This window comes from Marinomonas rhizomae (assembly GCF_003315485.1).
Classification (GTDB): domain Bacteria; phylum Pseudomonadota; class Gammaproteobacteria; order Pseudomonadales; family Marinomonadaceae; genus Marinomonas; species Marinomonas rhizomae.
This window is the reverse complement of record NZ_QNSE01000006.1, coordinates 179,577-194,456: the sequence shown is the minus strand read 5'-3', so window position 1 is coordinate 194,456 and position 14,880 is coordinate 179,577. Positions and strand designations below refer to the sequence as shown.

At 41.8% G+C, this 14,880-nt stretch carries 13 protein-coding genes; 9 read left to right on the top strand and 4 right to left on the bottom strand.

Going from position 1 to position 14,880, the window contains the following annotated elements:
- The first annotated feature begins 1 nt into the window (after position 1).
- Together DFP80_RS09065 and DFP80_RS09060 are read left to right on the top strand one after the other, a co-directional pair.
- The gene (locus DFP80_RS09065; protein WP_113916490.1) at positions 2 to 1,270 is read left to right on the top strand and encodes a TRAP transporter large permease; all 1,269 of its coding nucleotides are present in this window, start codon (positions 2 to 4) and stop codon (positions 1,268 to 1,270) included.
- Positions 1,271 to 1,300: 30 nt separating this feature from the next.
- Positions 1,301 to 2,059 carry a DeoR/GlpR family DNA-binding transcription regulator gene (locus DFP80_RS09060; protein WP_113916489.1) on the top strand — a complete coding sequence of 253 codons (759 nt, stop codon included), beginning with the start codon at positions 1,301 to 1,303 and terminating at the stop codon, positions 2,057 to 2,059.
- Positions 2,060 to 2,188: 129 nt separating this feature from the next.
- Here DFP80_RS09060 and DFP80_RS09055 read toward each other — a convergent pair whose 3' ends face one another.
- The 4 genes from DFP80_RS09055 to DFP80_RS09040 form a co-directional block, all read right to left on the bottom strand.
- The gene (locus tag DFP80_RS09055) at positions 2,189 to 3,139 is read right to left on the bottom strand and encodes a D-ribose ABC transporter substrate-binding protein (RefSeq protein WP_113916488.1); all 951 of its coding nucleotides are present in this window, start codon (positions 3,137 to 3,139) and stop codon (positions 2,189 to 2,191) included.
- Positions 3,140 to 3,239: 100 nt separating this feature from the next.
- Positions 3,240 to 4,292, bottom strand: a complete 1,053-nt coding sequence (locus DFP80_RS09050; RefSeq protein ID WP_113916487.1) for an ABC transporter permease — start codon at positions 4,290 to 4,292, stop codon at positions 3,240 to 3,242.
- Positions 4,293 to 4,322: 30 nt separating this feature from the next.
- Positions 4,323 to 5,870: a sugar ABC transporter ATP-binding protein gene (locus DFP80_RS09045; RefSeq protein WP_113916486.1), complete on the bottom strand. Its 1,548-nt coding sequence runs from the start codon at positions 5,868 to 5,870 to the stop codon at positions 4,323 to 4,325.
- Entirely contained in the window at positions 5,867 to 6,532 is a 666-nt protein-coding gene (locus DFP80_RS09040) for a DUF2291 family protein (protein ID WP_113916485.1), read from the bottom strand. Before DFP80_RS09040 ends, DFP80_RS09045 begins: the two co-directional genes overlap by 4 nt.
- 563 nt (positions 6,533 to 7,095) lie before the next feature.
- On the opposite strand from DFP80_RS09040, the gene DFP80_RS09035 reads away from it, so the two are divergent.
- The 7 genes from DFP80_RS09035 to derI all read left to right on the top strand — a co-directional run bounded on the left by DFP80_RS09035 (position 7,096) and on the right by derI (position 14,857).
- Complete coding sequence (locus DFP80_RS09035) at positions 7,096 to 8,688, top strand: FGGY-family carbohydrate kinase (RefSeq protein WP_113916484.1); 1,593 nt, start codon at positions 7,096 to 7,098, stop codon at positions 8,686 to 8,688.
- A gap of 33 nt (positions 8,689 to 8,721) precedes the next feature.
- Entirely contained in the window at positions 8,722 to 10,257 is a 1,536-nt protein-coding gene (locus tag DFP80_RS09030) for a glycerol-3-phosphate dehydrogenase (protein WP_113916483.1), read from the top strand.
- 12 nt (positions 10,258 to 10,269) lie between these two features.
- Positions 10,270 to 11,202: a sugar phosphate isomerase/epimerase family protein gene (locus DFP80_RS09025; protein ID WP_113916482.1), complete on the top strand. Its 933-nt coding sequence runs from the start codon at positions 10,270 to 10,272 to the stop codon at positions 11,200 to 11,202.
- A gap of 181 nt (positions 11,203 to 11,383) precedes the next feature.
- Positions 11,384 to 12,340, top strand: a complete 957-nt coding sequence (locus DFP80_RS09020; protein ID WP_113916481.1) for a sugar-binding transcriptional regulator — start codon at positions 11,384 to 11,386, stop codon at positions 12,338 to 12,340.
- Between the two features lie 483 nt (positions 12,341 to 12,823).
- Entirely contained in the window at positions 12,824 to 13,600 is a 777-nt protein-coding gene (locus DFP80_RS09015; RefSeq protein ID WP_113916480.1) for a DeoR/GlpR family DNA-binding transcription regulator, read from the top strand.
- Entirely contained in the window at positions 13,597 to 14,379 is a 783-nt protein-coding gene (locus tag DFP80_RS09010; protein WP_113916479.1) for a triose-phosphate isomerase, read from the top strand. Before DFP80_RS09015 ends, DFP80_RS09010 begins: the two co-directional genes overlap by 4 nt.
- A gap of 16 nt (positions 14,380 to 14,395) precedes the next feature.
- Positions 14,396 to 14,857, top strand: a complete 462-nt coding sequence (gene derI, locus DFP80_RS09005; RefSeq protein ID WP_113916478.1) for a D-erythrulose-4-phosphate isomerase — start codon at positions 14,396 to 14,398, stop codon at positions 14,855 to 14,857.
- The last annotated feature ends 23 nt before the right edge of the window (positions 14,858 to 14,880 follow it).

Sequence of the window (14,880 nt, the reverse complement as noted above, 5' to 3'; positions counted from 1 at the left end):
CATGCCAACAGCCATTGTTTCGTTATTACTTGCATTCATTTCATTGTCTGTTCCTATTGCCGTCGCTATTGTTATTGCGTCAGCAGTAGGGCTTTATTTTTTCAGCAACCTCCCATTAATAATCATTCCTCAGCGAATGTTTATTGGCCTAGATAGCTTTCCATTAATGGCTGTTCCTTTATTTATCTTAGCCGGAAATATTATGGGGCAAGGGGGCGTTTCAAAACGTTTGGTAACTTTTGCAAAATCTCTTGTGGGCAACCTTCAGGGTGGTTTAGCAATTTCTTGTGTTATCACCAGTATGATTTTTGCTGCCGTGTCTGGGTCGAGTGTTGCGACAGCGTATGCTGTAGGGGCTATTTTACTTCCTGCTATGATAGCGCATGGTTATCCTAAACCTATGGCGACGGCGATACAGGCGTCTTCTGCGAATTTGGGAATTGTTATTCCTCCATCTGTGCCATTAATTATGTACGGTGTTAGTACCAATACATCTATAGGTAAGCTCTTTCTGGCCGCGATAGGTCCAGGGCTCTTTATGGGAGGGGCTCTGATTACCATGGTACTTGTTTGGTGTGTTGTAACTGGCCATGGCAAAAATGACGCCAATGATCAACAGAATCTACTTACGTCATCAAAAGATGCTTTACTGGCTTTGCTCATGCCTACCATGATTCTGGGTGGGATTTATGGCGGTGTTTTTACTCCTACAGAAGCGTCGGCTATCGCCGTTATTTATGGCTTGATACTCGGTGTTTTTGTCTATAAAGAAATCACACTGAAAGACATTCCAAAGATACTAAAAGGCTCAGTGGTATCAACATCTTCTGTTATGCTAATTATTGCGGCAGCTTCATTGTTAAGTTTTCTTGTGAGTCGATCTGATTTGCCTCAGCTACTTTCTACTTTTGCTACGGATAATTTTTCGACTAAGTTACAGTTTTTCTTAGCGGTTAATTTATTGCTTTTAGTTGTTGGTATGTTTGTTGAAACATCTGCTTCGATTTTACTGCTTGCACCTATACTTGCCCCCATTGCTATTATTTATGGTATTGATCCTGTTCATTTTGGTGTGGTGATGGTTGTAAACTTGGCTATAGGTATGTTTACCCCTCCACTTGGGGTAACCTTGTTCGCTGCGAGTCAAGTGGCTGAAATCCAGGTTGAAAAAGTCATATTAGCGACGTTGGTGCCTTTAGGGACTTTGCTCTGCTGCTTGGTTCTTATTACAATATTTCCTTCGATTACACTATTTTGGGTGAATTCGTGATTATTTACTTAACTAGGGTGACCAAAGTTGATGAAAAAACAGCACCGCTATAAAGATATAGTTGATTACCTAAAGGATACTAATTTAACGACTGTTGATGAGCTTGTTCAGACTCTAAATGTTTCTCCTGCAACAGTAAGGAGAGATTTAATCGATCTAGAAAATCAGGGTGTTGTTAGAAGGACTCATGGTGGTGTCACTTTAAATAATTTTGTTGCGACACAGCTTTCTGTTCAAGAAAAAAACCAATTATTTAAGGCTGAAAAAGAAAGGATATCTAAAGCAGCAGCTGAGCGCGTTGAGTCTGGGAATTCTATTATTTTAGATGCCGGCACGACGACAATGGAAATTGCGAAAAATATCACGCATCTTCCTCTTAGGGTTATCACCCCTGATTTAAGAATTGCGCTATTTTTGAGTGAATTCAAACAGATTGAAGTTACCATGTTTGGTGGTGAAATTGATAATGCCAGCCAGTCTTGCGTTGGAGAGCATGCAAGAAGGCTACTTCAGTCTATTCATACGGATATTGCTTTTATAAGTAGTAATTTTTGGAGCTTTGAGCATGGTGTCACTACACCAAAAGAAGCAAAAACAGCGCTTAAAGCCGATATGATGAAGAGTGCTGAAGAAAGTATTTTAGTGGCTGATAGCAGTAAATATAATAGCTTTTCTTTGTTTAAAGTGGCTGAGTTAGATCAGTTTTCAGAAATTTATACAGACAGTGAACTCAGCCAAGAGGCCAGAGAAAAGCTGATGAATTTTAATGGTAAATTGCATATTTTGTGATGTTTAATGCGTCTTCTTACTAGATTTAACATTGTTCAACTTTACTTCTGTAATCTTGATCTTTAGCTTTAGATGACTAAAAAGGGCTACGATTGTAGCCCTAGAGCTTACGTTAAAAGCGAGTCGTGATTAATGTTTAGATAGTGTGAAAGCAGAGGTGTAATATTTAATGTTGTCAGATGTGATTAAGTAGCAGTCAAACAATTGTTTTTCAGAATCAATACCTGTGCTGCCTGTTTTAATGACGTTATCAGCTTGGCGAATAGCTTCTGCTGCAAAGGTTGCCACAGGTTGTAATACTGTGTACTCCATTTCACCATTGAGAATTGCTTCTGCTGCATCTGGAGAGCCGTCAAATCCGCCTACTTTTACTTGACTAAGTTTACCTGCTTCTTTTAGCGCTGCGATTGCACCTAACGCCATATCATCGTTGCCGCTTATAACACCTTTAATATTTGGGTTTGCTTGTAGAATTGACTGCATTTTTGTATAGCCTTGAGTACGATCCCAGTTAGCGACTTCGCTCGCAACTTTAACCAAATCTGGATACTGAGATAACACTGTTTTGAAGCCGTTTGAGCGTGTTTGGGCGTTGTTATCACTTGGTGCACCAAACAGTTCAACATAATTTCCTGAGTCTCCAACACTTTCAATCCATTGCATGGCACCTAATGCGGCGCCTTGTGCGTTATTGGATACCAATTGCGCTTTTGCAAGACCGCTTTGGTTGATTTCGGCATTAATGATAATCACTGGAATCCCTGCTGCTACCGCTTTGCGAACCGCACCAATGGATCCGTCAGCGTTAGCTGGGTCTAATATGATAGCTTTTGCTTTGTTAGTGATAGCTGTATCAATCAGCTTGCTCTCAGTATTTGTATCCCCTTTGTGAGCTGACACATTTGCTTCATAGCCCATGTCTTCAGCTGTTTTTTTAGCAACTTGTCCTTCGGTAAACCAATAAGGGTTAGAAGGATTGTTAACAATGATAGACATTAAACCGTCCGCCCATGCACTACCAGCCATTAAGGTAAAACTAGCTGTTGATGCAATCAATAAACGCTTAGTCATGTTGAACATATCAAGTACTCCAATTTATTATTTTAAGAGTTTGCCGAAACCCGGCGAGTTGTATGTGTCTGCCTGTTGTTGTTTTCTGAAACAGGCAGACACAACATTTTTAGCGGCTATTTCTTTTTGAGCTGTATTGCAAGCTGTTAAGTAATACCGCCAAGACGATAACAGTACCGGTGAACACTGTTTGCCAGTAGGCCGAGACGCCAATAATGACAAGGCCATCTGATAAGTAGCCAATCACCAGTGCACCAAGGATAGTGCCGCGTACAGTGCCTCTGCCACCAGTCAATGCTGCTCCACCAATAACCACTGCTGCAATTGCCGTGAGTTCGTAGGTTGTTCCTGCCGTAGGACCTGCGGACGTTAATTGAGATGCAAGAACAAGCCCTGCAAGTGCTGCACAAACACCAGATATCATGTACACAACGACTTTCACGCGGATAACCGGAACACCAGATAGATTAGCCGCACTTTCGTTGCCACCAGAAGCATACAACCAGCGACCAAAGGCTGTGCGGCTCAATACGAGACCGCATATTAATGCCACAATAATCAATACAATGACGCTGATCGGAATGCCCGCTAAACGGTTAAAGCCTAGCCACTCAAAACCTGTATTACCCAGTTCAGGTTTTCCATCCAATTTGTTGTATGTCAGACCGTTAGTGATTAGAAGAGCAATACCTCGCGCCACATACATAGTGCCAAGAGTTGCCACGAATGCAGGGACTTTGAAATGAGCGATGAGTATGCCGTTAACACAGCCAACCGCAGCACCTAAAGCACAGGTCAGGACAACAACGACCCACAAAGATGGATAGAAAGTGATGCCTAGTATTTCAATGTTTACACCTTGTATTAAATACCCAGCAAATACTCCGCATAGGCCAAGGGTAGATCCTACTGATAAATCGATTCCACCATTTAAAATGACCAACAACATGCCAAGAGCGAGCAAGCCAAAAATAGCCACATGTGATGACATAATTAGAAAATTATTAAACGTAAAATAATAAGGTGACATGAAAGAGAAAAAGATAATAATCGCTATTAAAGCGAAAAAGGCTCTACCTTCCAGTAGTAAGCGGCCAACATCTAATGTTTTTGGCTGAGCAGGCGTATGAACTGCAGGTTTGTTTTGAGCTGTGGTAGACATGGTGATACTCCAAATTATTCTTATAATCTTTTAATGGGCAACGGACTCGCCTGATGCAGCCATGATTTTTTCTTTGCTAACTGTTGAATCGAATTCGGCAGAAATCTGACCTTTGTGCATGACAATAATGCGATGGGCAATGCTTAAGCACTCTGCCACTTCTGATGTTGAGTAAATAACGGCAAGACCTTCTTTTGCTCGTTCTGAAAGCAATTTAAATACTTCCGCTTTTGCTCCAATATCAATACCTCGGCTTGGTTCGTCCAATAGTAGGACTCTCGGGTTGGTTGCCAACATTTTACCGATGACCACTTTTTGCTGGTTGCCGCCCGACAAAGATCCGATAGCGGCATCGGCTCCAGAAGTCTTCACTGTCACCGCTTTTACTGACTGTTTAATTAATGTGTTTTCGGAGTTCGTCGAGATGAATAGTTTTTTTGTAAAATCAGAAATGCTGGCTAAAGATAAGTTTTGTCCGACAGACATAGTTTGAACCAGACCATCTTTTTGACGATCTTCGGGTACTAATGCCAAACCGACGTTAATGCGTTCTGCAATGGAGAGTTTACTAATATTTTCGTCGCCAAGAAGAATGGTTCCGGTTTGTGCGTTAAGCCGTCCAGCGATGCATTCCATGAATTCAGAGCGTCCTGCTCCCATCAACCCATAAACACAAACGATTTCACCCGCTTTAACTTCTAGGGACAACTTATCAACAACATTGAAATCTGCCCCATTGGGGTCCGATATGACCAAATCGTCTATTTTTAGCGCTACATCACCAAACTGATAACCTTCTGGTGGCGAGCCTAAATCAAAATTTTCACCAACCATGTTGCGTACAATCCATTCAAGGTCTATATCCTTACGTGGTGCATAAGCGGTCATTGTGCCATCGCGTAGAACCACGGCATGATCTGTGATCAATAGGGCTTCTTCTAAATGGTGTGAAATGTAAACGATGGAAACGCCTTTACTGGTTAGATCGTGAATGACGTTAAACAGTACTTCCACTTCTGTTGCACTGAGTGCAGAAGTGGGTTCATCCATTATCAAGATTCTGGATTTTTGCGATATGGCGCGAGCAATCTCAATAATTTGTTGCTGTCCAAGGCGAAGCTCCTCAACCATTGTTAATGGATCGATATCTTCTGCGAGTCCTGCCATCAACTCTCGTGTTTGACGCTCTTCTTCAGCAAAGTCAACACTACCGTTGGAGATGATTTCTCTACCCATAAAAATGTTGTCGCGCACGTTCATATTGGGCGCAAGGCTTAACTCTTGATGGATGATTGAAATGCCATTTGCTCTAGCTTCATTCGCGTTGTTAAAGAGCGCCGGGGAGCCGTCTAGAATTATGTCGCCAGAGGTTGGTGCAATAACCCCAGATAAAACCTTCATTAAGGTTGATTTCCCCGCACCATTCTCACCAAACAATGTCGTTACTTGCCCATGGTAAACATCAAAATTAACGCTTTTTAATGCGTGAGTGTTCCCGAAAGACTTCGCAATATTACGAGCAGCTAAAACGACATCGGTTTTAGGTTCATCTGATGAATGATTGAAGGCTAGGCTCATTTTAGGTTCATCCTTACTGGTGTAACTAACCAGTTTTTGGCATTAATAAGACGAAATACCCCTGTTATTTCAACGATTTTTCCTGTCAAAGTAGTTCGGTCAAGATCTTCTAAAATGTCTACTTTCATCGCTCGGTTCAATGCCGCACCAACGTCTTGATATTCAATTTGGTTGGTGAATTCTCCAAAACTAATTTTCCCCGTTACATCACGAAGGTCGGTTCCATTAATCGCTGGACCAGTTTGAATGCGAACGGTTTGATTGTCAGGGAATCCTGGGATGCTAACTTTAAAAATGCCTGATCTTCCACTATCAATGGTACCTTCAAAAGAAACAGGAATAACGGGACCAATGCCACCGCCTACGCCATATTTATCCCCAGTCGCTTTCTTATCAATTTGGAGTTCTTTAAGAAGTGTAATTGCATTGACTGAATTGTCTAAAATATAGGATTTGATATCTGCATAGTGGGTATTTGCGTAATTATCAGGAGAGAAAACCTGTTGTCTTAGATCGTTAACAGAACCATTAACAATGACGGTTGTATCAAGGGCCATAGCACCGAAAATTATCGTTGCTGAGATGGCACTCACAAGCGCTATTTTTCGTTTTTTCGCACTAATCTGATTAGACAATTGCGATTGCGTGGTAGCTTTTATCATCTTTATTTTACTCCGGCTGCCTTGTCTTCTAAACGCACAAAAGTTCAATAAATGATGTTATGTGCTGTTCGATCGAGCCAAGATCAACATTTATTTTTAGAAGATTGTTTGATCTTTGATCACCTACAATGGGATAAAAATAAATATCTGTCAATGAAATTTATTGCATAAAGTTTAAAAAAAATCATGCCGATCTGTTTTCTCTCATACTAAATGATTTTTTAAGAATGATGAGATAGATCAAGATTTTTATATTTGGTCTTAAAGTTCTATGTTATTTGTATGAAAAATAAGGTTTATATGGATTTTAGCCAACGATTTTGAAATTTTAATAGTTACTTTCTTCTGCTCTATTAATTAACAGAGAAGTGAGAAAATAAACAGATATAAGGTTGACAGACTCGATCCATGTGGAAATAATTCACACAATAAGAAAAATATTTCAATCTGGCTTTGGGTTCCTTAGCTAGATCAAGACGGGGTTCAATCATGCTTCTAATAATAAAGTTGTCCCGCTTTGTTTACCTTCGAAGCGTCTGCTCAAGCGTATGGAGGTCTGACAAGTGACTACCAATCTCATAGTAGGTATTGATGCTGGCACATCAGTTGTTAAGGCGGTTGCCTTTACGCTTGATGGAAAACAAGTTGCCGTTTCATCAGTGCGTAACACCTACAAGGCAACATCTAATGGTTCTGCCACTCAATCTCTCAGCAAGACATGGGATGATTGTATTGCGGCACTGAAAGGTTTGGGTGAAAAAATAGAAGACTTTCAATTGCGTGTTGTTGCTTTGTCGGTTACCGGCCAAGGTGATGGCACGTGGTTAATTGATGATGATGGATTACCTGTCTGTGATGCTTGGCTATGGCTAGATGGCCGCTCCGCGCAGACTGTTGATATCCTTAATACCCAATCCAGTGAGCGCCAAAGATTTGAAAAAACGGGTACAGGGTTAAGCACCTGTCAGCAAGGTGTCCAACTCGCTCATATGGCCTGCCATTACCCTCATTTAATAGAAAAAGCAAAGACCGCTTTTCACTGTAAGGATTGGCTGTACTTCAATTTGACTAAGGTGAGGGCGACAGACCCATCCGAAGCCAGTTTTACTTTTGGTGATTTCCGTACCCGACAATACGATGATCAAGTTATCGCCAGTTTGGGATTGAGTGAATACCGAGACCTCTTACCAGACATTATTGATGGCTGTGAAACAACCCATCCTCTTTCAGCAGAGGCTGCCAAACTTACTGGGTTGAAGGCGGGAATTCCTGTCTCTTTGGCGTACGTTGACATGGTGATGACCGCATTAGGAGCAGGCGTTCATACAGGGCAAGACAACGTAGCCTGTTCTGTCATCGGTTCTACAGGTGTGCACATGCGCTCGGTTTCGTCTGATAATGTTTTTCTCAATGATCAGTGTACAGGTTACGTGATTGCCTTACCTATCCCCGGACGAGTTACACAAGTGCAAACCAATATGGCGTCCGCATTAAATCTTGATTGGCTATTAAATGTTGCCTCTGATTTGTTAAAGGATTTTGGCTGCGAGTCTTCTCCTAATGTCATGGTTGATAGAGTTGAAACTTGGTTACAGCGAGCAGAAGAGGGCCAACTGCTTTATCACCCATATATTTCAGATGCAGGAGAGCGTGGTCCTTTTGTTAATGGCCGGGCTAGAGCGAGTTTTACAGGTTTAACTTATCACCACCGATTTCACGATTTAGTACGTGCTGTTGTGGAGGGTCTTGGTATGGCCATGCGTGATTGCTATGAATCAATGGGAGGGACAATCCAAGAGCTTCGTTTAAGTGGTGGTGCTGTTAGGTCGGCTACTCTGCGTAAGATTTTATCTGCTTCTGTCTGCGCTGATGTTTGCGTATCAGGAAGAGAAGAGGCAGGTGCAGCTGGAGCAGCAATGATGGCAGCCGTGGCGATAGGTGAATATAAATCGATGGATGATTGTATTGCTGAGTGGGTTACACCATTGCTCGGTAAAATTGAAAAGAAGGATAAAGCGCTCTGTGATCGTTATGACGTGCTTTTTAATGCTTTTTATCAGCAGCGTTTGAAACTTCCAGATACATGGTTTGCTATGGAGCAGTTAAGGGAGCATTCAAAAACGCACTTTCAGGTAGATTCTTCAGATAAGTCATAGCGTGATCTTTAGCGATGAAATAAGAGGTTCTTTATGAATAACAAACAGGTATTCGATCTTTTTGTGATTGGTGGTGGTATCAACGGTGCAGGTATTGCACGTGACGCTGCTGGTCGTGGCTTGAGTGTTGCGCTTTGCGAAAAAGGTGATCTAGCACAAGGTACATCTTCCCGATCAGGGAAACTGGTTCATGGCGGTTTACGTTACCTTGAATATTATGAGTTTCGCTTGGTTCGTGAAGCATTGATTGAGCGAGAAGTGCTGTTGAATTCTGCTAGTCATATTATTTGGCCCATGCGATTTGTGTTGCCGCATAGCAAAGAAGACCGTCCTGCATGGTTGGTACGATTGGGGCTATTTTTATATGACCACCTTGGAGGACGTAAGCGCCTACCTGGTACTAGGACATTAGATTTGCTGCGAGACCCCGAAGGGCTTTCAATAAAAGATCAGTATACAAAAGGTTTTGAATACTCAGATTGCTGGGTAGATGACTCTCGATTGGTTATTCTGAATGCCCTAGATGCTGCTAAAAAAGGAGCAGAAGTACTGACTAGAACTCGGTGTATTTCGGCGAAGCGCCAAAGCGGCCATTGGCTGATAACAACTGAAAATGAATTCACTAAAGAGATGCGCAGCTTTAAGGCAAAAGTCTTGGTTAATGCTGCTGGCCCTTGGGTACGTAATATCGTCAATGATGTAGCACACTCAAAGACCTCTCGCAATATTCAGTTAGTGAAAGGATCGCATATTATCGTCCCTAAGTTCTGGGAAGGTCAGCAAGCTTATCTGGTACAAAACTATGATAAACGAGTGATCTTTATTAACCCATATGAAGACAATAAGGCATTAATCGGTACGACAGACATTCCTTATGAAGGTCGAGTTGAAGATGTTGTGCCAGAAGAGTCTGAAATTGAGTATTTACTCGCCGCTGTTAATCGTTACTTTAAAGAATTCTTAACACGCAGTGATGTCATCACTAGCTTCTCTGGCGTTCGTCCTTTGTTTGATGATGGAAAGGGTAACCCATCGGCTGTTACACGTGATTACGTATTTGATTTGGATGAAACCGATGGTGTTCCGTTACTGAATGTTTTTGGCGGCAAGCTGACAACATTCCGAAAATTGTCTGAACATGCTATCCATAAGATTAAGCATTTTTTCCCAAACATAGGAGGGGATTGGACTCGTGGTGGGATTTTGCCGGGTGGCGACATTCGTAACGCAGATTTCCAAAGTTTTATACAGGACTCTAAGGCTGCTTATAGTTGGATTCCTCGGCCATTACTCATTCATTACGGTCGACATTATGGTTCTCTAATTAATAAGATTGTTGGAGACGCAATGGGTGTTGAAGGTCTTGGCGTCCATTTTGGTTCCAACCTCTATGAAGCTGAAGTGCGTTATTTGGTTGAAAATGAGTGGGCGATGACCCCAGAAGATGTTCTTACTCGTCGGACGAAAGAAGGGCTTCGTTTAAGCGAGGAACAAAAAACATTCTTCTCAGATTGGTTTCAAGAACAGTTTAATATTGCACAGCCACAAGCCCATTCAAACATTTTATAAGAGAGGTTAAGTATGCCGTTAACGTTAGGACTTAATACCAACCCTCTGGTAAATAGATTTGCCGAGCCGTCCCATCTAATCGACACCATCGCGCACGATATTAAAATCCGCGATGTGCAATTGACACATGAATTTATTAACCCTAGTTGGCCAGCTGCTGTTATTCGTCGGTTAACAAGAGAAATGCAAGTGGCTTTGGATCGGACTGGCGTCCGTATTACGTCGGGTATGACAGGCCCATATGGTCGCTTGAATCATTTTGGCCATCCAGATGCAGACGTTCGTCGTTATTACATTGAATGGTTTAAAACCTTTGCAGATATAACGGCCGATTTAGGCGGGTATGCTATAGGTACACAGTTTGCCATCATGACCCATAAGGATTTCAATGACGAAGTGCGTCGTGAAGAATTGACAAAAATAGCCATTGATTGCTGGGCAGAAGTGGCTGAGCACGCTAAACAGGCGGGTTTAGACTATGTGTATTGGGAGCCGATGAGTGTTGGACGTGAATTTGGCGATACCATTGATTCTGCTATGACTCTTCAAAAGCGCTTAACGGATGCCAATATGGCGATTCCTATGTGGATGATGGCAGACATTGACCATGGAGATGTAACATCTAGTAATCCTGCAGATTATGATCCTTATGCTTGGGCAGAGGTAGTCCCAGCAGTGTCTCCTATTATTCATATTAAACAAAGCCTTATGGATAAAGGAGGGCATCGACCTTTTATAGCTGAATACAATCAAAATGGTCGTATTCAGCCGGCACCTTTACTAGAAACTCTTGATAAAGGTGGTGCTAAGGACAATCAGATTTGTCTTGAGCTGAGCTTCAAAGAGCGTGATCCGACAGATTATCAAGTGGTTGAGCAAATAGCAGAAAGCGTCGCTTTTTGGGCGCCACATATTGATAGTGGGATTCGAGACTTGAATATTTAATAACGTATTAATTCAAATAAAAAAATACTTACTATTCAAGTCGAAGTTATGTAGTAGGTGTTGTAAAGTTTCGCATGGTTTTATTTAAGCATGGGACTAAAAAGTGATGTTAATACGTTGTGCACATCGAACATCGTGTTTGTTCGTTATAACTTAATCCAGGAAAAAGAGAGCAATAGCTGTGGATGAAAGAAAATCTAATAATGAACCAGACAGCTCATTAGCTATTCGAGCAGCTTGGCTGCATTACGTTGGAGGTTTAACTCAAGCGGCGGTGGCAAAAAGGCTTGGGCTGACATCGGTTAAGGTGCATCGCTTAATTTCAAAGGCAGTGGCCGAAGGAGCTGTAAAAGTCAGTATAGACGGCAGCATAACTGAGTGTGTAAAGCTTGAAAATCAACTTATAGAGCGCTTTGGTTTGAGTCAATGTATTGTTGCACCAAATTTAGGTGAAGAAGGCATTCCTCTCAAAACTTTAGGACAGGCAGGAGCCTCTTATTTGCGTTCTGTGTTGTCTACGCAATCAAATATAACAATAGGTTTGGCGCTTGGGCGAGCATTGGCGGCAGTGGTTCATCAGTTGCCTAAACTTGAGACGTCGGGGATTCGTTTTGTATCCTTGTTAGGAGGGTTAACTAGAGACTATTCTATTAACCGAGATGACGTTTTGCACTGGATAGCTGCAAAAACAGGCGCTCCAGCATACACCATGCCAGTTCCGTTATTGGCAAATTCTGTTGAAGATAGGGTAGTTCTTCTTAACCAAAAGGGCGTTAAAGATGTCTTCTCTATGGCCAATGATGCCGATATTAAGTTTATTGGTATAGGAACTGTTGCTCAAACTGCTCAGTTGGTTTCCTCTGGTCCTATTAAACCGGAAGAGATTATTGAAATTGCCCGTGCCGGTGCGGTTGGAGAGGTGATGGGGCATTTTTATGATGAAAATGGCCACATAATAGAAACTTCTCTCAGTGCTCGGATGTTGTCCGTGTCTTTGGAAGGGCATAAAGGTGATGTAATAGCGGTCTCTGGTGGAGAAGAGAAGGTTGAAGCTATCAGAGCAGCACTTAAAGGAGGCTTACTCACAGGGTTGATTACTGATGAGTTTACCGCACGTGCGATTCTAACCGTTGAATAATTCTATATATATCTTTGTCAGGTTTAAAGTGACCTAAGTTAGAGCTCCTGGTTGAGCTCTTGCGTTAACAATGATGTACATAAAAAAGAGCACCAATAACGTTCTTTTTTATGTAGGTGGATTATTGGACTATGGGCCAAAATTCAGCCATTAAATGATAATAAATCCGTTATCAAAAATACTGAATGTGATATTTTCTGTGATTTTTAACATCTACTAATCATGTTTCACGTAGTTTCCCCTGTTATCTTGATGGTTTCCTATCTAAATCCGATTTTATAAATGTTATTCTACTCACTAAGTTGCGTGAAAACTGGCTGTTTTCACGCTTTTTTTGTGATTTTAATCCGGAATTTCTTGGGTTTGTGTCTTAAATAACATTATATTTAACAAAATAAACATTTTTTTGTTAAATATAACTTTTAAAATGTTATTTTTGGGTTTATAACATACTCAAGAGGTTTGCTATCGAAGTGAGTGTTTATGAAGCGTGATGAACGTAGACAGCAAATTATCGATCTTCTTGTCGAAAATGGTGTTGTTGATCTAGAGGAGTTAGCGAAACGTTTTGCTGTTTCCAAGATGACAATTCACCGTGATTTAGACGAACTTGAAGCTGGCGGCTTGCTGCGTAAAGTGCGAGGCGGTGCGACTATTGAAGCAGGCATGCAATTTGAAAGTGATTTTAGACTGCGTGAACGTCAAGGTAGTGAAGGTAAAGAACGTATGGCGTTAGAAGCATTGGAGCTGGTTGAGCCTGGGATGACTGTGATGGTCAACGATGGATCTATGGCTGCAATGTTGGGAAGCATGCTTCCTCGTAAAAAGCCACTGACAGTTATTACCAACAATGCTTCCATTTTGGAGGCATTAAAGTTTGAAAAGGGGATTGATCTTATTGCACTTGGTGGAATGTATTCTTCTAAGTTTAATGGTTACTTCGGTGTGTTGGCAGAGCAAAATTTAACGAGTTTACGAGCGGATCTTGCTTTTTTATCGAGTCCTGCGGTATCTGGAAACCAAGTGTTTCATATGGATGCTGATGTGATCAGAGTAAAAAAAGCCATGCTTAATGCGGCGGTTAAGGCTTGCTTGTTGGTTAATCACACACGATTTGATCGTGTTGCACTTCATGTACTGGCAAATCTTGATTATTTTGACTGGGTCATCACCGACCAAGTTCCAGAGCCAAACGTTCAACAGCAGTTGGTGGACGCTGGCATTCAGTTAACTATTGCGAGATCACTGGAAAATACATGACGAATAAAAAGCAGTTTTGGGTTGGTACAAGTTGGAAAATGAATAAGACATTGGCAGAAGCGCAAGCTTTTTCAGCCGCTTTACAGGTTGATGATGCAAATGCAGATGCCCATATTCAGCGATTTGTTATTCCTGCATTTACATGTGTACGTGAAGTAAAAGAAATGCTTCGTGATACATCCGTAAAAGTAGGGGCTCAAAATATGCATTGGGCAGAACATGGAGCTTGGACAGGAGAAGTGTCTCCTCTAATGCTGAATGACTGTCATCTCGATATCGTTGAATTGGGGCACTCCGAACGACGTGAGTATTTTGGTGAAACGAATGAGACTGTTGGCCGTAAGGTCGAGTCTGCTATTCGTCATGGTTTAATTCCCCTTATCTGTATTGGTGAAACATTGGCAGATAAAGAAAGTGGTCAGGCAGCTCGTGTCTTAGCAAAAGAAGTGCGTGATGCGTTGCAGTTTCTGAGCGATGAGCAAAAAGATGCGCCTATTTTGTTTGCTTATGAGCCTGTTTGGGCAATAGGTGAGCGAGGGATTCCAGCTTCTGCTGAGTATGCCGACGCAAGACAAGCTGACATTCTGGAGGTAGCCAAAAAAGTATTGGGACGCAAAGTTCCTTGTTTATATGGTGGCTCGGTGAACCCTAATAACTGTGAAGAACTTATAGCCTGCGAACACATTGATGGTTTATTTATTGGTCGATCCGCTTGGAGCGTTGATGGATATATCGATATTTTAAATAAATGTGCCGCAGTCGTTCAAACGCAAATTTAAAGCCGAGGATAGCATCATGAGAATTGCAATTGCTGGAGACAGTGCTGGCGAAGGGCTAGCAAAAATTTTAGCTGACCATCTTAAAAATCGTTACGATGTAGAGGAAGTTTCTCGTACTGACTCTGGAGAGGTTGAGCCGTTTTATGCCAACTTATCTGATCGTGTCGCTAATGCAGTTTTAGAAGGAAAATACGATCGTGCCATTTTATGTTGTGGTACAGGAATTGGAGTGTGTATTGCAGCAAGTAAAGTGCCGGGTATTCGAGCTGCTCTTACCCATGATACTTATTCTGCAGAGCGTGCTGCACTTTCTAACAACGCACAAATTATTACTATGGGCGCACGTGTAATTGGGCAAGAGTTAGCGAAGTCCATTGCCGATGCGTTTTTGGTTCAAGTATTCGATGAAAAGGGTCGCTCGGCAGATAATGTTAAAGCAATAAACTCTATTGATGAAAAATATCATGCTCGCCCGTAATTCATAGGTTTAGATTGTAAAAT